This is a genomic window from Cellulosimicrobium sp. JZ28 (genome assembly GCF_015327065.1).
GTDB lineage: Bacteria > Actinomycetota > Actinomycetes > Actinomycetales > Cellulomonadaceae > Cellulosimicrobium > Cellulosimicrobium funkei.
On sequence record NZ_CP017660.1, the window covers coordinates 662,745 to 683,200 of the forward strand.

Here is a 20,456-nt window from a genome sequence, read left to right on the forward strand (position 1 = left end):
CCGGGGCGGGCGTCGTCGTCGGTTCAGGAGCGCCGCGGTGCGTCCGCGAGGCGGTAGCCCATCCCGCGCACGGTGACGAAGTGCTCCGCGCCGAGCTTGTTGCGCAGGTACCGCACGTACACGTCGACGACGTTGGAGCCGGGGTCGAAGTCGTACCCCCACACGCGCGACAGGAGCTGCTCGCGGCTGAGGACCTGCCCGGGGTTGCGCAGGAACGCCTCGGCGAGCGCGAACTCGCGCGCGGAGAGGTCGACCTCGCGGTCGGACGTCCGGGCCCGCCGAGTGCGCAGGTCCAGGCTCAGCGCACCGTGCGTGAGCACCGTGACCTCGCCCGCGGGCTCGCTGCGCAGCCGGAGCCGGATGCGCGCGAGGAGCTCCTCGAAGCGGAACGGCTTGGCCATGTAGTCGTCGGCGCCGCCCTCGAGCCCCGCGACGGTGTCCGTGACCGACGTGCGCGCCGTGAGGATGATGACGGGGATCGCGTTCCCGGTCTCCCGCAGCCGGCGCAGCACGGTGAAGCCGTCCTGGTCCGGCAGGCCGAGGTCGAGCACGAGGAGCGCGAAGTCGCCGCTGCTCGCGAGGTCGAACGCCTCGCGGCCCGTCGCGACCGTGGTGCTCGCGTAGCCCGCGGCGCGCAGCCCTTTGGCCACGAACGACGCGATGCGGGTCTCGTCCTCGGCGACGAGGATCTGGCTCACCGGGTGGTCCTTCCGTCGGGGTCGGTGCCGGTCTCGGTGCTGCTCCGGGCGCCGTTGTCGGCGCCGTTCTCGGTGCCGCTCCGGGTGCCGGTCGGGGTGCGGGTCTCGGAGCCCGCCCCCGGGCTGGTCGGCTGCGCGTCCGGCGTGTCCGGCGGCAGCTCGGGGGTCGCGGCGGACGGCGCCGTGGGTGCGGTCGGCGCGGTCGCCCCGTACGGGGTCGCGGCGTCGGTCGTCGCGGGGGCCGCTCCCGGGACCGGCACGAGCGGCAGGTCGAGCGTGAACGTCGACCCGACGCCAGGCGTCGAGGCGACGTGGACGCGGCCGCCGTGGCCGTCGGCGATCGCCGCGACGATCGCGAGCCCCAGCCCGGCGCCCTCGGGGTGCGCCGCGCCGGGCGTGGTGGCCTGCGCGAACCGCTCGAAGATCCGTTCCTGCTGCTCGGGGGCGATCCCGACACCCTCGTCGCGGACCCAGACGCGCACGCGCGCGCCGTCGTCGGACACGGCCGAGCCGAGCGCGACGGCCGACCCGGGCGCCGAGAACTTCACCGCGTTGGCCGCGAGCTGGAGGAGCGCCTGCGTGAGGCGCTGCGCGTCGGCCCGCACCGCGACGTCCGCGCGCGCGTCGACGAGCCACCGCCGGTCGCCGAGCGTGCGGACCTTGTCGTGGACGTCGTCGAGCAGGCGCCCGAGGTCCGTGTCGAGGGGGCGCACGAAGTCCGGTCGCCCGGCGGTCGCGAGCGTCACGAGGTCGTCCACGAGGCGGTTCATGCGGTCGAGCTCGTCGAGCGCGAGGTCGCGCGTCTCGGTCGCGTCGGTCGCGTCGTGCGGGTCCATGAGCTCGAGGTGACCCCGCACCACGGTGAGGGGCGTGCGCAGCTCGTGCCCGACGTCGTCGATGAGCCGGCGCTGCGAGTCGAACGCGCCCTCGAGCCGGTCGAGCATGCCGTTCACGGTGCGGGACAGGTCGGAGAGGTCGTCGTTGCCCGTGACCGGGATCCGCGCGGAGAGGTCGGTCTCGCCGATGCGCTGCGCGGTGCGCGAGAGCGTGCGGATCGGGAGCAGGAGCCGGCCGGCCACGACCCAGCCGACGACGCCGATGAGCACGAGCGCGCCGAGCGCGACGACGGCGTACGTGCGGAAGACCTGGGCGAACTCGGCGTGCTCCGCCGAGCGGTCGTAGGCGAGGACGAGCGCCGCGGGCGGCCCGGCGCCGTCCGCCCCGGTCGCGCGCACGGGTGCGACGAGCGCGCGGTAGTCCGCGGTCGCCGTCCCGACCGAGCGCAGCACCACGTGGTCGCCCGCCACGAGCGGCGACAGCGCGGCGACGAGCTCGGCGTCCTCCTCGAGGCGCAGGCGCACGTCCTGCTGCGACACGAGCGGCGTGCGACCCTCGCGCAGCCCGAGCACGCCCTCGTTCTGGGCGGGCACGGTGAGCTGGATCGATGCGACGACGACGTCCTCGGCGGACCGGAACGGCTCGCCCGTCACGGGGTTCACGCCGGAGCCCGCGATCCGCCGGAGCTCGTTCGCGCTCCGCACGAGGCTCTCGTCGATGCGCGCGTCGAGCTGGCCGCGCTGCAGGAACCACGCCGCGCCGCCCGCGAGGAGGAGCGCGAGGGCGGACAGGCCGAGGAACGCCGCGAGCATCCGGGTGCGGACCGTGAGCCCCGCGCCGCGCGCCCGGCGCCTCACCCGTCGCCCCGGTCGGGGCCGTCGCGATCGTCGTCCTGGTCGTCGGTCGCGTCGTCGTCGGAGTCGTCCCCCGCGCCGTCGTCCTGGTCGTCGTCGCTCGACGGCGGGGCGGGCGTGACGCGGTCGTCGTCCGGGTCGTCGTCGCCGCCGTCGTCGTCGGTCTGGCTGGGCGTCGGGGCCGGCGTCGTCGGCGTCGCGGCCGGGGGAGCGGGCGTCACGACGACGGCCACGCCGACGTCGCGGTCCTGCGGCCGCGCGGCGAGCGCGCCCGCCGCGGCGGCGCCGGCGAGGACGAGCACGAGCGCCCCCACGAGCCACGCGACGGTCCGGCGAGTCATGGACCCAGTATCGGAGAGCCGGATGAGACGCACATGAGAGTCCGCGAGACGAGCCGGGAGGACGTGTGTATCTTGATGTCAAGATTGTTGACGTCTAGATACTGCGACAGGACGGAGCCGTCATGCCACGCGACTGGGACCCTGCCCTCTACCTCCGCCACGCCGACGAGCGCACGCGCCCGATGGCCGACCTCGTGGCGCGCGTCCCCGTCGACGCGCGCACGGTCGTCGACCTCGGGTCCGGCCCCGGCCACCTGACCCCGCTCCTGCACGCGCGCTGGCCCGACGCCGCGATCACCGGGATCGACGCGTCGCCGGCCATGGTGGCCGCCGCCCGGCGCGACGCGTCAGCGCCCTGGGTGCGGTACGAGCTCGCGGACGTGCGCTCGTGGGCGCCGCCCGCGCCCGCCGACGTCGTGGTGAGCAACGCGACGCTCCAGTGGGTGCCCGGCCACCTCGACCTGCTTCCCCGGCTCGCCGACCACGTCGCCCCGGACGGCGCGCTCGCGTTCTCGGTCCCCGGCAACCACGACGCGCCGAGCCACCGGCTCCTGCGCGAGCTCGCCGCCCGACCCCCGTACGCGGCGCACGCCGCGGGCGTCGAGCGCCCCGCGGCGCACGACCCCGAGGTGTACCTCGACGCGCTCACCACCCTCGGCTGGACCGTCGACGCCTGGGAGACGACGTACGTCCACGTGCTCCAAGGCCCGGACCCCGTGCTGCGCTGGGTCTCCGCGACGGGCGCCCGCCCCGTGCTCCAGGCCCTCCCCGACGACCTGCGCGACGCGTTCGTCGCGCAGTACGCCGCCGCGCTGCGGGACGCGTACCCGGAGCGCGGCGCAGGCACGCTCCTGCCGTTCCGTCGCGTCTTCGTCGTCGCGACGCGCTGAGCCACGCGGCGAACCCCGGCCCCGGCCCGCGCGCACGCCGGCGTCAGCCCGCCGCGAGCCAGTCGTCCACGCCCGCGAGCAGCCGTCGCTTGGTGCCCGACGACGCCCGGCTCGCCCGGATCGACGACCGCGCGAGGTCGGCGAGCTCCGCGTCGGAGAACCCGTGCTCGCGCCGCGCCGTCTCGTACTGCCCCACGAGCCGGGACCCGAACAGCAGCGGGTCGTCCGCGCCGAGCGCGACCTGCGCGCCCGCGTCGACGAGCGCGCCGAGCGGGACCTGCCCCGCCTCCTCGTAGACGCCGAGCGAGACGTTCGACGCCGGGCACACCTCGAGCGCGATCCCCCGGTCCACGACGTCGTCGAGGACGCGCCGGTCCTCCGCCGACCGCACCCCGTGGCCCAGGCGGTCCGGGACCAGCTCGCGCACGACCTCGTGCACGTGGCCCGGGCCCAGGAGCTCGCCGCCGTGGGGCACCGACGCGAGCCCCGCCCGTCGCGCGATCGCGAACGCGCGCGCGAACTCGGCCGTGTCGCCGCGCCGCTCGTCGTTGCTCAGGCCGAACCCCACGACCTCGCCCGCGCCCTCGCCCGCGTACTGTGCCGCGAGCCGCGCGAGGGTCCGCGCGTCGAGCGGGTGCCGCGTGCGCGACGCCGCGACGACCACCGCGACCTCCGTCCCCGTCGCGGCGCTCGCGGACCGGGCGGCGTCGAGCACGATCTCCACGGCCGGGGTGATGCCCCCGACGAACGGCGCGTAGGACGTCGGGTCCACCTGGATCTCGAGCCGCCCCGACCCCTCCGCGGCGTCGTCCTGCGCCGCCTCGAGCACGATGCGCCGCATGTCGGCCTCGGACCGCACGCACGCGCGCGCCGCGTCGTACAGGCGCTGGAACCGGAACCAGCCGCGCTCGGTGGGCGGCAGGCGCAGCGGGTCGCCGTCGACGAGCGCGTGGGGGAGCCGCACGCCGTACTGCGTGGCGAGGTCGCGCAAGGTGTCGGGCCGCATGGACCCCGTGAAGTGCAGGTGCAGGTGGGCCTTCGGGAGCGTCGCCAGGTCTCGCACAGCGGGAGTCTGTCACGGGCGCACGGCGCCCGCCGTCGGGCGCGGGTCGACCGCGGCGCAGGTCCCGCCGCAGGTCGGGGTGCCGACGGCGCCCGCGCGCGTCACGCCCCGGGGAGGAACCCGCGCTGCATCGCGACCGTCACGGCGGCGGTGCGGTCGTCCACGCCGAGCTTGGCGAAGGCCCGCAGCAGGTGCGTCTTCACGGTCGCCTCGGCGATGAACAGCTCGCGTCCGACGGCCGCGTTCGACAGCCCGCGCGCCACGAGCCGCAGCACCTCGACCTCCCGGTCCGTGAGCCGCTCCGTCCCGCGCACCGACGTCACGAGCCGCGTCGCGACGCTCGGCGCCAGCACCGTCTGCCCCCGCGCCGCGGCGCGCACGCCGGCGACGAGCTCCTCGCGCGGGGTGTCCTTGAGCAGGTAGCCGGTGGCGCCCGCCTCGACGGCTCGCAGGATGTCGGCGTCGGTCTCGTAGGTGGTCAGCACGACGACGCGCGGCCCCGCGGCCCCGCGCCCGCGGCCCGGTGCGCCGAGGATCGCCGCGGTCGCGCCCACGCCGTCGAGCACGGGCATCCGCAGGTCCATGAGCACGACGTCGGGCGCCAGCTCGCGCGCGAGCTCCACCGCCTGCGCGCCGTCGCCCGCCTCCCCGACCACCGCGAGGTCGGGCTCGGCGGCCAGCATCCCCACGATGCCCGAGCGCACGACCGGGTGGTCGTCGACCACGAGCACCCGCACCGCGCCGTCCCGGCCGGTCGTCCCCGTCACCGCACCGCTCCTCGCCTCGTCGGGGCCGTCCGGCCCGTGCCCACGCCCGTCGCGGGCAGCCGCACCGCGACGCGCGTGCCCCCGCCCGGCGCGGGCCCGACCTCGAGGCTGCCGCCCTCCGCGGCGACGCGCTCGCGCATGCCCCGCAGACCGTAGCCCTCGGCCGCGTCGTCGGGCAGCCCGCGACCGTCGTCGCACACCTCCAGGAGGGTCCCGTCCGCGTCGTGGCGCAGCCCGACCCGCACCGTGCCCGCCCCGGCGTGGCGCCGCACGTTCGTCAGCGCCTCCTGGGCCGAGCGCAGCAGCACGACTTCCTCGGCGCTCGACAGCCCCGGGACGTCGTCGGCCGCGAGCTCCACGCGCGTCCCCGTCTCCTCGGTGAAGCGCGTCGCGAGGCGGCGCAGCGCCTCCCCGAGCGTGCTGCCCTGCAGCGGGGCCGGCGCGGAGGCCGCGACCAGGGCCCGGGCCTCGGCGAGGTTGTCGCGCGCCGTCGACTCGACGAGCGCGAGGCGCTCGCGCGCCGCGTCCCGGGCGCCCCTGTCCAGGTCGGCGCCCGCGGCCTGCGCCAGCATGACGACGCTCGTGAACCCCTGGGCGAGCGTGTCGTGGATCTCCTGGGCGACCCGCTCGCGTTCCGCGAGCACGCCCGCCTCGTGGTGCGAGCGCGCGAGCTCGGCCTGCGTCGCGCGCAGCGCGTCGACGAGGCGCGCGTGCCGCTCCGACTGCCGCATCGTGTGCGCCGTCCACAGCCCGAGGCTCAGCGCGAACGCGAGCGCGACGCCCATCTGGGGCGCGGCGCTCGCGAGCTCGTCGGGCTCGACGCGCCCCGTCGCCGGGTCGAACGCGAGCGCGAGCGCGGTACCGGCCGCGAGCGCGACGCACAGCACGACCTGCGCCCAGAGGTGCTCCGAGAGCATCCAGATCTGCGTGAAGACGGCGAACAGCAGCAGCGTGCCGAGCGCGTCCTGCCCGACGACGACGAGCGTCCCGGCGATCGCGACGACGAGGTAGAGGTGCGCCGGCACCTGGGCGCGCGTGCGGGCCGCGCGCCGCCCCCACGCGAGGTAGGCCAGGAGGATCGTCCCGAGCGCGGCGAGCGACACGAGCAGGGCCGTGCCGGCGACGCCCGCGGTGAGCAGCGCGAGCGCGCTGAGCACGGCGATGACGTAGAACGCCACGTCCCACCAGCGCACGTCGCGCGCCCAGGCGCCGTCGAGCTGGGCCGTGGCCGGGGCTGCACCGTCCCCGGCCCCGTCCTCGATCCCGGCTCCGGCATCGGCCGCCGGGAGCCCGCCCGCGGGCGACGGCGGGTCAGCCGTCGTCACGGCGCCGCCACCGGAACGACCGCGCGCCCACCACGAGCCCCAGGACCAGCCATGCGACCAGTACAGCAGCGGTCGCGCCGTGCTGCCACGACCCGGACGGCTCGAGCGCCGCGGCCTGCTCGGGGAGGAAGACCGAGCGCATCCCCTGGGCCATCCACTTGAGCGGGAACACCGAGGCGACGGTCTGCATCCACGCGGGCAGCGCGAAGAACGCGAAGAACACCCCCGAGATGAACTGCAGCACGAGCACGACGGGCGTGACGACCGCCGTCGCGGAGCGGCCCGAGCGCGGCAGCGACGAGAACGCGACCCCGCACACGGCGCCCGCGGCGCACCCGAGCACGAACACCCACGCGAACGTCGTGAGCCGGGTCGCGGCGTCGGGCATGTCCCAGGGCATCGGGACGTCGTACACGACGGCCGCGAGGAGCAGCAGGAGCGCCGTCTGCACGATCGAGGTCGCGAGGACCAGGCCCACCTTGCCGTAGAAGTACGCCGACGCGGGCAGCGGGGTCGCGCGCAGGCGCTTGAGCGCGCCGTCGTCACGCTCGACCGCGATCGAGATCGCGAGCGACTGGAAGCTCGTGAGCATGACGCCCGTCGCGATCATGCCCGGCAGGAAGTACTGCGCGAAGGGCACGGAGTAGCCCGCGTCGCCCTGGTCCTGCCCGTCGAACACGGTCGCGAAGATCGCGAGCATGATGAGCGGGTACGTGAAGATGAAGACGACCGCGTCGCGCTCGCGGAAGAACCCGCGCAGCTCGGCGCGCGTGCGCTCGATGCCGAGGCGGGCGGCCCCGGGCAGGGCGGCGCGCGGGGCGCGCGTGGGCGGGGCGACGGTCACGGTCGGGCCTCCTCGGGGACGACGACGGTCGCGTCGTCGGGCGTGCGGGCCGCGGCGGGTGCGCCGGGCCGGTCGGGGGCGGGGGCCGGGTCGCTCGACGCGACCGGCTCGCCGATGAGCTCGAGGTAGACGTCCTCGAGGCTCGGGCGCGTCACCTCGAGCCCGGGGACCTCGCCGTCGGGGTACCGCGCGGCGAGCGCCGCGACGACCGCGGTGGGGGAGTCCGTGCGCTCGGAGCGCCGGGTGCCGCCGTCGAGCCACCGCACGACGGGGCGGCGCGCCTCCGCGCCCCCGAGGCGGTCGGGCGCGTCGAGCGCGACGACCTGCCCCGCCCGCACGACGGCCGCGCGGTCGGCGAGGTGCGCCGCCTCGTCGAGGTAGTGCGTCGTGAGCAGGATCGTCGTGCCGTCCTCGCGCAGCGACCGGACGAGCGCCCAGAACGCGCGGCGGGCCTGGGGGTCGAACCCCGTCGTGGGCTCGTCGAGGAACAGCAGCTCCGGCCGGCCGACGATCCCGAGCGCGACGTCGAGCCGTCGGCGCTGCCCGCCGGAGAGCTGGCGCGTGCGCGTGCGGGCCTTCTCCCGCAGGCCGACGGCGTCGATCACCTCGTCGGGGTCCCGCGGCGTCGGGTAGAACGTCGCGAAGTGCCGGACGAGCTCGGCGACCGTGAGCTCGGCCTGGTCGCGCGAGTCCTGGAGGACGACGCCGAGGCGCGAGCGCCAGGCGCGGCCCGCGGTCTGGGGGTCCTCGCCGAGCACGCGGACCTCGCCCGCGTCCCGGCGGCGGAAGCCCTCGAGGATCTCGACCGTGGTGGTCTTCCCGGCCCCGTTGGGGCCGAGGACCGCGAAGATCTCGCCGCGCTCGACGCGCAGGTCGATGCCGTCCACGGCCTGCTTGGGGCCGTAGCGCTTGCGCAGGCCGCGCACGTCCACGGCCGGTCCGCTCTGCCCGGCGCCGGGGCCGGAGCCGGCACCGCGGGGGCCGGCGGGGAGGGGTGTCGTCGTCATGGGACCAGCGTGTCGGCGCGGGGCCCCGGCCCGCGACGCCCGTTCGTCCGGACCTCGTGTCCACCGATCGGTGGACGGTGGTTCGACCAGGGGCGCCGCGTCGCGTACAGTGATCCCTCGGTGGTTGACGCCCGCCACGCTGGTCCGCGCCCGTGAGACGACTTTCGTCCAGGGAGCGAGGCCGTGCAGGGCGCCGTCGGCACGAAGGGTAGTGGCGCAATTGGTAGCGCAGCGGTCTCCAAAACCGCAGGTTGCAGGTTCGAGTCCTGTCTACCCTGCACGGCGTGGCTCTCGCGGGACCTTCCCGGGATCCGCGCGCGGCCCGGCACCGGGTCGCACCGAGGGTTCGAGCAGGTCCCGTACGTGAGCGATGGGGAAGATCGAGTGAGCGAATCGCCGTCAGAGGCCGTGGGCGCAGGCGGTGCACGCGCCGACGAGGTGAAGAAGAAGGGCGGTCCGTCCGCGGACAAGAAGCCCAACGTCTTCGCGCGCATCGCCCTGTTCGTGCGCCAGGTGGTCGCCGAGCTCCGCAAGGTCGTCACGCCGACGCGGTCCGAGCTCATCACCTACACGACGGTGGTCCTCGTCTTCGTGGTCGTGGTCATGGCGTTCGTGACCGTCCTCGACCTGGGGATCGGCCAGGCCGTCCGGTGGGTCTTCGGCTAGCGCACGACCTTCCCCGGCCAGGCCGGGTCAGCACGGCAGCCGGCGCCTCTCGGGGCGCCGTCGGCGCTTCCAGAAGAAGTCTTCGAGCAGTTCGTTGAGAAAGCAGGTTCGTTCGTGTCCCAGGAGTCGCTGGACCAGACGGAGAACGTCGACCCGACGCAGCCCGAGGGTGCCCAGGACGACGTCGACGAGACCACGGACGTCCCGGCGGTCGACGGAGCCGACGAGGCCCTCGACGCCGCTGACGAGGCCGACGACGACGCGACGGACGACGCCGCTGACGAGACCGACGACGCGTCGGACGACGACGAGGCCGACGAGGTCCGCCCGGCCGACGAGGACGGCGACGTCATCGAGGACCCGGTCGCGGAGTTCAAGCGCACGCTGCGCTCGCAGCCGGGCGACTGGTACGTCATCCACTCCTACGCGGGCTACGAGAACCGTGTGAAGGCCAACCTGGAGAACCGCATCCAGAGCCTGAACATGGAGGACTACATCTTCCAGATCGAGGTCCCCATGGAGGAGGTGGCCGAGATCAAGAACGCGCAGAAGAAGATCGTCCGACGCGTCCGCATCCCCGGCTACGTCCTCGTCCGCATGGACCTCACCGACGAGTCGTGGGGCGCCGTGCGCCACACGCCCGGTGTCACCGGCTTCGTCGGGCACACCCACCAGCCGGTGCCGCTGACGCTCGACGAGGTCTTCTCGATGCTCGCGCCGATGCTCACCCCCGCCCCTGAGGCAGGCAAGCCCGCGCAGGCCGCGGCGAAGGCTCCCGTCGAGGTCGACTTCACGGTCGGCGAGTCGGTCACCGTCACGGACGGCCCGTTCGACACGCTGCCCGCCACGATCTCCGAGATCAACGTCGAGAACCAGAAGCTCAAGGTCCTCGTCTCCATCTTCGGCCGGGAGACCCCGGTCGAGCTGTCGTTCAACCAGGTCGCCAAGATCTGACGCGTGGGCGGCCCGAGCCGCCCCGCGTGAGCGCAGTACTGCAACCGGGTCATCGCCCACGGCGTCGGCCCACGAGAAGAAAGCCAGGGAAGAGTCATGCCTCCCAAGAAGAAGGTCTCCGGCCTCATCAAGCTCCAGATCCAGGCCGGTGCGGCGACGCCCGCGCCGCCGATCGGCCCCGCGCTCGGTCAGCACGGTGTGAACATCATGGAGTTCTGCAAGGCCTACAACGCGGCGACCGAGTCGCAGCGCGGCAACGTCATCCCCGTCGAGATCACGGTCTACGAGGACCGCTCGTTCACCTTCGTGACGAAGACCCCGCCGGCGGCGGAGCTCATCAAGAAGGCCGCGGGCGTGCAGAAGGGCTCGGCGACGCCGCACACCACCAAGGTCGCGAAGATCACCGCGGACCAGGTGCGCGAGATCGCCCAGACCAAGCTCGAGGACCTCAACGCGAACGACCTCGACGCCGCGTCGAAGATCATCGCCGGCACGGCCCGCTCGATGGGTATCACGGTCGAGGGCTGACGAAGGACCGAGGCCTGGCCGGTGTGCCGGCCTCGTGCACGACGTCGCTCCGCACCCCGCGGGCGACGGTGGCAGGGTCCGCGCGGACCCGCTGACCACGACTGCAGAAGGAGAAGCAGATGGCAACGCGCAGCAAGGCGTACCGCAACGCCGAGGAGAAGATCGACCGCGAGCGTCTCTACGCGCCGCTCGAGGCGATCCGTCTCGCCAAGGAGACGTCGACCGTGAAGTACGACGCGACCGTCGAGGTCGCGTTCCGCCTCGGTGTCGACCCGCGCAAGGCGGACCAGATGGTCCGTGGCACGGTCAACCTCCCCCACGGCACGGGCAAGACCGCCCGCGTCATCGTCTTCGCGAACGCGGCGAAGGCGGAGGAGGCCCGTGCGGCCGGTGCCGACGAGGTCGGCGGCGACGACCTGATCGAGAAGGTCGCCGGTGGGTACACCGACTTCGACGCCGCCGTGGCGACGCCGGACCTCATGGGCAAGGTCGGTCGTCTGGGCAAGGTGCTGGGCCCCCGTGGTCTCATGCCGAACCCGAAGACCGGCACCGTGACGATGGACGTGGCGAAGGCCGTGTCGGACATCAAGGGCGGCAAGATCGAGTTCCGTGTCGACAAGCACGGCAACCTGCACTTCATCATCGGCAAGGTCTCGTTCGACGAGAAGGCGCTCGTGGAGAACTACGCGGCGGCCCTCGAAGAGGTCCTGCGTCTCAAGCCGTCGTCCTCGAAGGGCCGGTACATCACCAAGGCCACGCTGGCGACGACGATGGGCCCCGGCATCCCGCTGGACCAGTCCAAGACGACGAAGCTGCTCGAGGACGACGCCGCCTGACGGCAGTCCTCCCCGCGGACGGTCCTCCGTCCGCACCACGCACGACGGCGCGGCACCCGACCAGGGTGCCGCGCCGTCGTCGTCTCAGCAGGTCGCCCGAGGGCGTGCCGGCCGGGTCAGCAGGCGCCGAGGTCCTTCCAGACGCCCCACTGCCCGCTCTGCGCGGGGTTCTCGTTGGTGGTCCACCACTTGGCCTCGTAGGTGCGGCCCTGGTGGGAGACGCGGGCGCCACCGGTGTAGACGGCGGAGGCCGACCACGCGGTCGCGGTGCAGGTTCCGGGGTTGGTGGGGTTCGTCGGGTTGGTGGGGTTGGTCGGCTCGGTGGGGTTGGTCGGCTCCGTGGGCGTGGTCGGACCGCTCGCGAGGCGGCCGCCGATCACGGACGCGACCTGGTAGCCGTTGGTCTTGTCCCAGTTGATCGACCAGGTCATGACGCCGCCGATCTTGCCGTACGGCTTCGCGGGCTTGAAGGCGCCGCAGCCGGTGCCGACCTCGAGGCAGTCGACGGCCTTGACGACGTTCGCGAGCGGCTGGTAACCGCCGCCCGCGGCGCGCGGCACGGCCGGGACGCCGATGCCCACCTGGTCGGGGCGCAGGCCCATCTCGAGCTGGATGCAGGTGAGCGCGGTGAGGAAGTCGACCGTGCCCTGCGAGTAGACCTGCTGGTTGCAGCCCATCATCGAGCCGGAGTTGTAGTACTGGGTGTTGACGATGGTGAGGATGTCCTTGATCGCGAGCGTGAGCTGGTAGTACCCCATGCTCGTCGCCTGGTAGTCGATCGTCTGCGGCGCCATGGTGAGGATCAGGCTCGGACCGACCTTCGCCGCGAGCTGGTGGAGGGCGCTCGACATGTACGTGGCGTTGATGCCGTGCTCGAGGTCGATGTCGACGCCGTCGAACCCGTACTTCTGCATGAGCGCGTACGTGGTGTCGGCGAAGTTCTTCGCCTCGGTCGCGTTCGAGACGATGACGTTCCCCTTCTCGCCGCCTACGGAGATCACGACCTTGCGGCCCTGTGCCCGGATGGCCGCGACGTCGGCCTTGAACTGGGCCTCGGTGTAGCCGCCGAGCTCCGCGCTCGCGAGGTTGAACGTGATGCCGCCGGGGGTCCCGGCGAGGTTGTCCGCGAAGGCGATCGCCACGAGGTTGTACGCCTGCGGGACCTCGGACAGGCGCATCGTCACGGAGCCGTTGTCGAAGTTGTGCCAGTAGCCGGTGAGCCACTGCGTGCTGCCCGACGGCGCGGCGGCGCTCACGGGAGCGGCGGGGGCGGCGGACGGCGCCGCGGCGGTCGCGGGCGCGGCGGCGAGCGCGCCGCCCGCGACGACGGTCGCCGCGGCGACGACGGAGGCGAGGGCGCGCAGCGCGCGCCCGGTGAGGCCGCGCGTGCGGCCGGGGAGGACTGTTCTCACGGAGGTGCTCCTCGTGCTCGGGCGGGGCGCGTCGTCGCGCCTCGCCGGTCCGCACCCGCGGTGTGGGTGCAGGGGTCGCTCCCGACGCTAGGCCCGGTGCCCGCCGCGCGGCATGAGGGATTCCCCGGAACTTCGGGCCCCGCGGTTACGGGAGAACTCGTACCCTCCGGGAGGCGTGGCGACGCTCCGGGCGCAGCCGCCGTCGGGCCCTCACGGCGCGGTGCCGGGCCCGCCGTCGTGGCCCGCGCCGTGCCCCGGCAGGTGCCCCAGGGCGGGCAGGTGGGACCCGTGCGGGACGGCGTGCCGTGCGGCGTCGGTCCCGCCGAGACCGAACGTCGCGACGGCGGCGACCACGACGGACACCGAGAACAGCGCGACGAGCCGCGCCCCGGCGCGCGCCGGCGGGCCGTCGGCGGGGACGCGCGCCGGGCGGGCGAGGACGCACGCCGTCGCGACCCGCAGGGCGGCCGCGGCGGCCGCACCCGCGGAGAGCGGCACGCCGGACGCGACGGGCACGGCCATCCCGGCGACGGTCGCGACGAGGAGCAGGGCGATCCCGACGCGCGGGACCGCCGTCGCGCGACCGGGCCGCGGTCCGCGGGCGAGGAGCACGAGCGCGATGACGAGCTCCCCGGCCCCGGTGGCCAGCGCGAGCAGGCCGGACGGCGCCGGGAACGCGCCCCGGACGAGCCCGAGGTCGACGATCCCGGCGCCGAGCAGCGCGAGCGCGGCGCCGACGCGGCGGGTCGGGACGGGCGTCGTCATGCCGTGACGGTGCGGCCCGCGTCCTCGCGGTCCGCGGCGAGCCCGACGCCGAGGAGCAGCAGCGCGCTGGCGAGGTGGAGCACGTTGTCGGCGCCGTTGAGCGCGATGATGTTGGCGCCGGTGTCGACGAGGAACAGCCCCACCACGCCGACGAGGAGGTACACCGCGCCGATCGCGACGTTCGTGCCGCGCGCGGCCCGGACGCTGCGCGACGCGAGCAGCAGCGCCGCCCCGATGCCGAGGTGGACGATGTTGTGCAGGGGGTTCACCTCGAACAGCAGGAGGTTGCGGCCCTCGGTGGCGGCGAAGCCGACCCCCGACGTCACGACGAAGCCGGCGAGGCCGACCAGCAGGTAGACGGTGCCGAAGACGGCTGCGAGCAGGCGGTTCGGGGACGAGGTCATGGTGGTCTCCGCTCGGTGGTCGCGCGGCCTCTCCGCGCGTCGCCCCGGGTTCGGAGCGGTGCGCGATCCGGACGGGTCCGTCGGTGCGGGTCTCGGGCCGGGATCGCTCCGGACGGAGCCGACCGCGATGTATCAGACGGGCGGTCCGCCCCTCTCGTCCGGGTGGAGGAGCGCCGACCAGACGCTCCCGCCCGTGTGCCGGAGGGACGAGATGCGACGCAACCGCACGAGCCGGGAGGGGTGTGACCAGTGACGATGGTTGTCGACCCCACCGGCCCGGCCGTAGAATCAGGCGCTTCCGGGGACCCCCCGCTGATGCCTGACCGGACGAGCGTGCCGAGGACAGTGCGCCCCATGACCAGAACGACCGACGAGGTGGCCGACACCGGCGAACCGGGCCTCAGCCTGGGGGACCGGGGTGCGTTCGCGCTCCTGGAGTACCGCGACGGCCGCCCGGAGGCGCTCGGGGACTTCGTCCGTGAGGCGTCCCCCCTCCTGTGGCACACGGTGCGCGCGCAGGGCGTCGAGCGCGAGCAGGCCGACGACCTCGTCCAGACGGTGTGGGTCGCGCTCGTGCGCAACGCGATGACCATCAAGGAGCCGCACGCCGTCCTCAAGTGGCTGCTCATCACGGCCAAGCGCGCGGCCTGGGAGGCCGTGCGCAAGCACCGCGACGAGGCCCGACGGCGCACCGAGCTCCCGGACGACACCGACGAGGGCGTCCCCGAGCTCCCGTCGGGCGACCCGACGCCGGACGTCGAGGTGCTCCGCAACGAGCGCGACCGCTCCCTCTGGGCCGCGCTCGACCGGCTGCCGGAACGCTGCCGCCAGCTCCTGCACCTCGTGTCGCTCGCCGACCGTCCGGACTACAAGGCCATCTCGGCCGCCATCGGCATGCCCGTCGGGAGCATCGGCTCCACGCGGGGCCGCTGCCTCGCCAAGCTGCGCGACATCATCGACGACCAGGGGGAACCGTGGGAAGCATCATGAGCACCGAGCCGACGCACAGCCCCGACGAGCCGCTCGACGCCGTCGACCTCGCCCTCCTGGCCGACCTCGCGCGGATCGCCGAGGAGATCGACCCCGTCCCGGACGGCCTCGTCGAGCGGTCGCTCTTCGCGATCACGCTCGCCGGGCTCGAGGCCGAGGTCATGGAGCTGGAGTACGTCCAGGCCCCCGCGACGTCCGTGCGCGGCGACGCGCCGCCCGTCGAGGCGCGCACGATCACGTTCACGTCCGAGTCCGTCACGGTGATGATCTCGCTGTCCCCGACGGACGACGGCCGCATCCGGATCGACGGCTGGGCCGCCCCCGCGACGGCGCTGCGCGTCGAGCTGCACCGCCCCGGCGTGGTGAGCGAGACGACGAGCGACGACGACGGCCGCTTCGTCTTCGAGGCCGTCGACCGCGGCCCGGCGAGCCTCGTGGTCCGCCGCGCCGACGGCGCCGGCGGTGCCGTGAGCACGCCGGTCGTCGAGCTCTAGCACCCGGTGGGCCGCGGGCGACGCCCGCGGCCCACCGACCGCACCACCACCAGCAACCCTTCCCCGCGCAGCGGTGCGCGGGCGGCCGCCCGTCGACGACGACGCGCGCGGCACCGGACGAACGTCATCTCCCGAGGAGGAGCACGTGAGCGAGACCCCTGAACCCCCGCAGCGGCGGACCCCGGCTTCTTCGGCGACCGGCCGAGCCGGCTCCAGTGGCGCACCCGCACGATCGACCCGGTCGCCGCGCAGCGTCGCGCCGGGCAGCAGTCCCCGCACCCGACCTGGTACGTGGGCGACCGCATCCTCATCCCCGAGTCGCCGTTCGACCGCGAGGGGAACCGCTCGCTGCGGTGGCTCGAGCGCGCGGCCGAGCGTCTCGGCCTCCGCGTGGAGGTGCAGCAGGAGAGCATCGACGACGCCGAGCTCGTCCGTGAGGCGGGCCTCGACCCGGAGACGACGACCGACCTGCTCCGCACGTTCGGCTACTCCGTGCGCCTGCGCTACCGCGACGACGCCCAGGGACAGCTCCCGGACGCCTGGCACCTCGTCGAGGAGCTGCGTGGACGGCTGTGCCCCGACGACCGGCACAGCCCGCGGCTCGCGCTCGACCACATGGTCGCGCCGACCCCGTTCATCGGCGGCCAGCCGTACACCCAGCCGTTCCCGTACACGCAGCCGCACCCGTACACCCAGCCCCACCCCTACACGCAGCCGCACCCGTACACCCAGCCCCACCCCTACACGCAGCCGCACCCCTTCGCGGGCACCGCGGAGTACTCCCTGCCGGGCTCGGGCGGCCGCACGCCCGTGAGCTGGATCGGGCCCGTGCCGCGCCGCGCGCTGCCCGCGGGGGACACGCCGTGGGTCGCGGGCGACGGTGTCCGTCGCCCCGTCGTCGCCGTGCTCGACACCGGCGTCGGCGAGCACCCGTGGTTCGACGACGACCTCGAGACGCGCGGCACGATCGTCGTGCGCGACCCCGAGCTGCTCGGTCAGCCGCTGTCGACGCTGCCGCCGACGGAGTACCCGTACGAGGACCCGGAGATCGGCGGCGTGTCCGTCTCGCCCCTGACCGGTCCGCTCGACCCGGTCGCGGGCCACGGGACGTTCATCGCGGGCCTCGTGCACCAGCTCTGCCCGGACGCCGTCATCCTCGCCCCGCGTCTCTACGGCGGGTCGGGCATCGTGCCGGAGCGCGACCTGCTGCGGACGCTGCGCCGCGTGCTCCTGTGGCACGTGCTCGGCCTGTCCGGTCGCGACGGCTACGCGCCGATCGACGTGCTCGTGCTCTCGCTCGGGTACTACCACGAGCGCCCGGAGGACGCGGACTTCGACGCCCCGTTCGGGGCGCTCGTCCGCGCGCTGCGCCGGTACGGGGTCGTCGTCGTGGTGTCGTCGGGCAACGACGGCCAGACCCGCCCGACCTATCCTGCGGCGTTCGCCCCGCGGATCAACCGGAAGGCGGAGCCGCCCGTCCCGCTCGAGGGAGTGACGCTGCTCCTCGACGAGCCGCCGGTCCTCACGGTCGGTGCGGAGAACCCCGACGGGACGGTGTCGCTCTTCAGCAACGACGGCCCCTGGATCACGTGCACCCGCCCGGGCGCGGCCCTCGTGTCCACGATCCCGCGCACGATCGACGGCGCCGTCGCGCCCTCGCGCCACGTGCAGGAGCTGTGGGGCCCGGGATACCGCGCCACGATCGACCCCGAGGGGTTCCAGGGCGGGTTCGCGACGTGGAGCGGGACGTCGTTCGCGGCGCCCGTCCTCGCGGGCGAGCTCGCGGCGTCCCTGCTCGAGCGGATCGCCGACGACCCGACGGACCCGGGCGTCCTGCAGCCCGGCCAGGGCGCGCCGGACCGCTGCGCCTGGCTGTGGCCGTCCATTACCCTGGCGACGGGTCTGGTCCCGACCCCGGGTGACGACGCATGAGGTGATGAGCGGTGGTGCGCAGCGGCCGGGAGGTGCTCGAGGCCCGGCTGGCCGCTGCGCAGGCCGTGAACGCGCGCGGCCAGCACCGGCGCGCGAGCCGCGCGTTCGCGCAGATCGTCCAGGACGTCGACGCCGTGGGCGAGGGCGCGAGCCGGGACGACGCCTACCTGGCCGCGCGCGCCCTGCTGGGGCTCGCGCTCGCCGAGTTCGAGCTGACGGGCGACGTCGACGGCGCCTACGAACGGCTCGCCGAGGTCGAGGCGCGCGGCGCCGCGCTGGCCAGGCGCGACCTGGCTCTCGTCGTACGGTCGCAGCGCGGGCTCCTGCGGCTGCGGACCGGCGACGTCGCCGCCGCGCTGGACGAGATGGAGACGGCGGCCGAGGTCATCGACGACGCGCGCCCCCTCGACGCGGCCGTCCTGCTGCTCAACCTCGGCTCCCTGCGCCTCGAGCTGGGCGACGCCGAGGGGGCGAGCCGCGACCTGGACGACGCCGTCCACCGGGCCACCGCGCTCGGGGACCAGCTCCTGGTGTCCAAGGCCCGGCACAACCTCGGGTACGCGGAGTACCTGCGCGGCGACCTGCCGGTCGCCCTGCGCGCCATGGACGAGGCCGCGGCGCAGGCGCCGGACCGGCACGCCGCCGTCGGGCTCATCGACCGCGCGCAGGTGCTGCTCGACGCCGGCCTGCTCACGGAGGCGGACGAGGCGCTGAGCGAGGCGCGCGAGCACCTCTCCCGCTACCGCATGCTGCGCGACCTCGCGGAGGTCGAGCTGGTCCGGTCGCGCGTCGTGCTCGGCCTGCGGCGGTACGCCGAGGCGCGGCGCCTCGCCCGCTCGGCGTCGCGCCGGTTCGACCGCCTCGGCAACAGGCCGTGGGTGCTGCGCGCCCGTGTCGCGGAGCTCCAGGCGGCGCTCACCGAGCACCGCGCGACACCCGTGGGCCCGGCGCGCGCCCGCCGGCACGCGACCTGGGCGCTCGACCTCGCGCACGACGGCGAGACCCTGGGCAGCGTCTCGGGTCTCGGGATCACGGTCCCCGCGCGACTCCTCGCCGTCGAGTGGCTCGTGTCCGCGGGAGACGTGCGCGGTGCGCAGGAGGTCCTGCGGGCCGTGCCCCCGCGGCTCGGCCGCGCGCCGCTCCCCGTCCGGCTCCAGCACGAGGCGGTCCTCGCGCAGCTCGCGTTCGTGGCCGGCGACCGGCGCGCCGGCGTCCGCGCCGTGCGGCGGGGCCAGGCGGCGCTCGCGGACCACCGCGCGCGGCTGGGGTCCGTGGACGCGGTGACGGCGTCCGCGGTGCACGGCGTGCGGCTCGGCAACGTCGACGTCGAGGCGGCGCTGCGCACCCGGCGCCCCGGGACGATCTTCGACGCCGTCGAGCGTGGCCGGGCGGCGTTCGCCGGGACGGGCCGCGTGCGCCCGCCCGCGGACCCGGTCCTCGCGGACCTCCTCGCCGCCGCCCGGCGCGAGGTCGAGGCGGCCCGCGCGCTGGGGGCGCCCTCGGACGCGGCCAGCCTCGCGCGCAGGCAGGACCACCTCCAGGCGGCGCGGCGCCTCCAGGACGACGCACGACGGCGCTCCTGGCAGCACGGGGGAGGGGCCGCCGCCCCGGTCCCCGCGTCGGAGCGGCGGCTGCGCGCCACGCTGGCCGATGTCGGGTCCGACGCGGTCGTGGCCGACCTCATGCTGGACGGCGACGACGTGCTCGCCGTCCGCGTCAGCGCCCGGGGTTCTCGGCTCGTGCGCCTCGCGTCGCGCGCAGCGGTCGCCGAGCAGGTGCGCCGTGCGCGCGCGGACTTCGCGGTCCTGTCGAACGTGCTCATCCCGGTCCCCATGCGCGAGGCCGCCGTCGGCTCGCTGTCCCGGACGCTGGCCGCGCTCGACGACGCGCTCGTCGTCCCGCTCGAGGCGGACGGCGACCTCCACGTCGCTGCGCGCGACCTGCTGCTCGCGCTGCCGTGGGCCTCGCTGCCCTCGCGGCGCGGGCTGCGCACGTGGGCGAACTCGTGGGTGGACCTGCGCGACGGCGAGCCGGTGCGTCGGACGGACGAGGCGCTCGTCGTCGCCGGACCGGGCCTGCGCTTCTCCGGCGCCGAGGCGAAGCTCGTCGCGTCCGTCTGGGAGGGAGCGGAGGCTCTCGCGGGGGAGGAGGCGACGTGCGAGGCCGTCGTCGACGGGCTGCGCACCGCGGGGGTCGTGCACCTGGCCGCGCACGGCACGCACGAGACCGACAACCCGTTGTTCTCGTCGCTGCGGCTCGCCGACGGCCCGCTGTTCGCGCACGAGCTCGACGGCACCGACCTGCACGGTGTGGTCGTCGTGCTGTCGGCGTGCGAGGTGGGGCTCTCGACGCCGCGCATCGGCGGCGAGTCGCTCGGCCTGACGAGCGTCCTGCTGCGGCTCGGCGCCCGCGCGGTGATCGCGAGCGTGGCCCCGCTGCGCGACGACGTCGCGGCGCGCGTCATGCCGTCGCTCCACGCCGAGCTGCGCGACGGCGCCATGCCGGGGACGGCGCTCGCCCGGGCCGTGGCCGACGAGCCCGAGCCGGTACCGCTGGTCTGCTTCGGCCCGCTGGTGCACTGACGGCACGGGCCGTGGTTTGGAGCACGCGCCGTCGTCCCGTACGATGAGCGTGTACCCAAGACCGCCGGTCGTCCGACGCTGCCCGCAGACTCCGTCTGCAGGACGTGACGGACCGAAGTCCCGCCCACGAGGTGGAGGCCAGCGCAGGTAGCGAATCGACGACGTCCGCCCGGCCCCGCCGCGCGTGCGACTGCGAGCCCCGCGCCTGCGCGGGGCTCTTTCTCGTTCCGGGACGGACGCCGGTGGTACCACCACCGGAAGGATTGC

20 protein-coding genes and 1 tRNA gene are annotated in these 20,456 nt (G+C 75.0%); 10 read left to right on the top strand and 11 right to left on the bottom strand.

The annotated features are described in order from the left end of the window. Positions 1-23: 23 nt before the first annotated feature. Genes BJP59_RS02925 through BJP59_RS02935 form a run of 3 tightly spaced genes read right to left on the bottom strand, consistent with a single transcriptional unit; the run spans position 24 to position 2,730 of the window. Positions 24-698 carry a response regulator transcription factor gene (locus BJP59_RS02925; protein ID WP_034654727.1) on the bottom strand — a complete coding sequence of 225 codons (675 nt, stop codon included), beginning with the start codon at positions 696-698 and terminating at the stop codon, positions 24-26. Next, complete coding sequence (locus tag BJP59_RS02930; RefSeq protein ID WP_194522158.1) at positions 695-2,347, bottom strand: sensor histidine kinase; 1,653 nt, start codon at positions 2,345-2,347, stop codon at positions 695-697. Before BJP59_RS02930 ends, BJP59_RS02925 begins: the two co-directional genes overlap by 4 nt. Positions 2,348-2,388: 41 nt before the next feature. Then, positions 2,389-2,730 carry a hypothetical protein gene (locus BJP59_RS02935; RefSeq protein ID WP_194522159.1) on the bottom strand — a complete coding sequence of 114 codons (342 nt, stop codon included), beginning with the start codon at positions 2,728-2,730 and terminating at the stop codon, positions 2,389-2,391. A 122-nt stretch (positions 2,731-2,852) separates the two neighbouring features. On the opposite strand from BJP59_RS02935, the gene BJP59_RS02940 reads away from it, so the two are divergent. After that, positions 2,853-3,620 carry a methyltransferase domain-containing protein gene (locus BJP59_RS02940; protein ID WP_194522160.1) on the top strand — a complete coding sequence of 256 codons (768 nt, stop codon included), beginning with the start codon at positions 2,853-2,855 and terminating at the stop codon, positions 3,618-3,620. A gap of 43 nt (positions 3,621-3,663) precedes the next feature. Here the strand turns inward: BJP59_RS02940 and BJP59_RS02945 are convergent, their stop codons facing one another. The 5 genes from BJP59_RS02945 to BJP59_RS02965 all read right to left on the bottom strand — a co-directional run bounded on the left by BJP59_RS02945 (position 3,664) and on the right by BJP59_RS02965 (position 8,626). Further along, entirely contained in the window at positions 3,664-4,683 is a 1,020-nt protein-coding gene (locus BJP59_RS02945; RefSeq protein WP_034654722.1) for an adenosine deaminase, read from the bottom strand. A gap of 101 nt (positions 4,684-4,784) precedes the next feature. Beyond that, positions 4,785-5,450: a response regulator gene (locus BJP59_RS02950; RefSeq protein WP_082774644.1), complete on the bottom strand. Its 666-nt coding sequence runs from the start codon at positions 5,448-5,450 to the stop codon at positions 4,785-4,787. Beyond that, the gene (locus BJP59_RS02955; protein ID WP_228485249.1) at positions 5,447-6,775 is read right to left on the bottom strand and encodes a sensor histidine kinase; all 1,329 of its coding nucleotides are present in this window, start codon (positions 6,773-6,775) and stop codon (positions 5,447-5,449) included. Before BJP59_RS02955 ends, BJP59_RS02950 begins: the two co-directional genes overlap by 4 nt. Next, positions 6,762-7,619: an ABC transporter permease gene (locus tag BJP59_RS02960; protein ID WP_194522161.1), complete on the bottom strand. Its 858-nt coding sequence runs from the start codon at positions 7,617-7,619 to the stop codon at positions 6,762-6,764. Before BJP59_RS02960 ends, BJP59_RS02955 begins: the two co-directional genes overlap by 14 nt. Continuing rightward, positions 7,616-8,626: an ABC transporter ATP-binding protein gene (locus BJP59_RS02965; protein ID WP_194522162.1), complete on the bottom strand. Its 1,011-nt coding sequence runs from the start codon at positions 8,624-8,626 to the stop codon at positions 7,616-7,618. The genes BJP59_RS02960 and BJP59_RS02965 overlap by 4 nt, the downstream gene beginning before the upstream one ends. A 205-nt stretch (positions 8,627-8,831) precedes the next feature. Between BJP59_RS02965 and BJP59_RS02970 the strand changes: the two genes are divergently transcribed. From BJP59_RS02970 to rplA, 5 genes are all read left to right on the top strand, one after another. Beyond that, positions 8,832-8,904, top strand: a tRNA-Trp gene (locus tag BJP59_RS02970). Between the two features lie 160 nt (positions 8,905-9,064). Next, the gene (gene secE / locus BJP59_RS02975; RefSeq protein WP_034653782.1) at positions 9,065-9,292 is read left to right on the top strand and encodes a preprotein translocase subunit SecE; all 228 of its coding nucleotides are present in this window, start codon (positions 9,065-9,067) and stop codon (positions 9,290-9,292) included. A gap of 114 nt (positions 9,293-9,406) precedes the next feature. Next, positions 9,407-10,246, top strand: coding sequence for a transcription termination/antitermination protein NusG (gene nusG / locus BJP59_RS02980; protein ID WP_194522163.1), 840 nt, complete (start codon positions 9,407-9,409; stop codon positions 10,244-10,246). A gap of 96 nt (positions 10,247-10,342) precedes the next feature. Continuing rightward, positions 10,343-10,774 (top strand): 50S ribosomal protein L11, encoded by a 432-nt coding sequence (rplK, locus tag BJP59_RS02985; protein ID WP_021482529.1) that lies wholly within the window; start codon positions 10,343-10,345, stop codon positions 10,772-10,774. Between the two features lie 119 nt (positions 10,775-10,893). After that, the gene (gene rplA, locus BJP59_RS02990; protein WP_074808882.1) at positions 10,894-11,610 is read left to right on the top strand and encodes a 50S ribosomal protein L1; all 717 of its coding nucleotides are present in this window, start codon (positions 10,894-10,896) and stop codon (positions 11,608-11,610) included. A 116-nt stretch (positions 11,611-11,726) separates the two neighbouring features. On the opposite strand, the gene BJP59_RS02995 is transcribed toward rplA, so the two are convergent. From BJP59_RS02995 to BJP59_RS03005, 3 genes are all read right to left on the bottom strand, one after another. After that, entirely contained in the window at positions 11,727-13,022 is a 1,296-nt protein-coding gene (locus BJP59_RS02995) for a glycosyl hydrolase family 18 protein (RefSeq protein WP_061268501.1), read from the bottom strand. A gap of 210 nt (positions 13,023-13,232) precedes the next feature. Further along, the gene (locus tag BJP59_RS03000; protein ID WP_194522164.1) at positions 13,233-13,787 is read right to left on the bottom strand and encodes a hypothetical protein; all 555 of its coding nucleotides are present in this window, start codon (positions 13,785-13,787) and stop codon (positions 13,233-13,235) included. Continuing rightward, positions 13,784-14,191 (bottom strand): DUF4383 domain-containing protein, encoded by a 408-nt coding sequence (locus BJP59_RS03005; RefSeq protein ID WP_043659485.1) that lies wholly within the window; start codon positions 14,189-14,191, stop codon positions 13,784-13,786. Before BJP59_RS03005 ends, BJP59_RS03000 begins: the two co-directional genes overlap by 4 nt. 354 nt (positions 14,192-14,545) lie before the next feature. Here BJP59_RS03005 and BJP59_RS03010 point away from each other — a divergent pair, with 354 nt between their 5' ends. The 4 genes from BJP59_RS03010 to BJP59_RS03025 all read left to right on the top strand — a co-directional run bounded on the left by BJP59_RS03010 (position 14,546) and on the right by BJP59_RS03025 (position 20,189). Then, positions 14,546-15,181, top strand: a complete 636-nt coding sequence (locus BJP59_RS03010; protein ID WP_034653623.1) for an RNA polymerase sigma factor — start codon at positions 14,546-14,548, stop codon at positions 15,179-15,181. Further along, positions 15,178-15,675 carry a hypothetical protein gene (locus BJP59_RS03015; RefSeq protein ID WP_034653625.1) on the top strand — a complete coding sequence of 166 codons (498 nt, stop codon included), beginning with the start codon at positions 15,178-15,180 and terminating at the stop codon, positions 15,673-15,675. The genes BJP59_RS03010 and BJP59_RS03015 overlap by 4 nt, the downstream gene beginning before the upstream one ends. Positions 15,676-15,966: 291 nt before the next feature. After that, entirely contained in the window at positions 15,967-17,607 is a 1,641-nt protein-coding gene (locus BJP59_RS03020; protein WP_194522165.1) for a S8/S53 family peptidase, read from the top strand. A gap of 11 nt (positions 17,608-17,618) precedes the next feature. Then, positions 17,619-20,189 carry a CHAT domain-containing protein gene (locus BJP59_RS03025; RefSeq protein WP_194522166.1) on the top strand — a complete coding sequence of 857 codons (2,571 nt, stop codon included), beginning with the start codon at positions 17,619-17,621 and terminating at the stop codon, positions 20,187-20,189. The last annotated feature ends 267 nt before the right edge of the window (positions 20,190-20,456 follow it).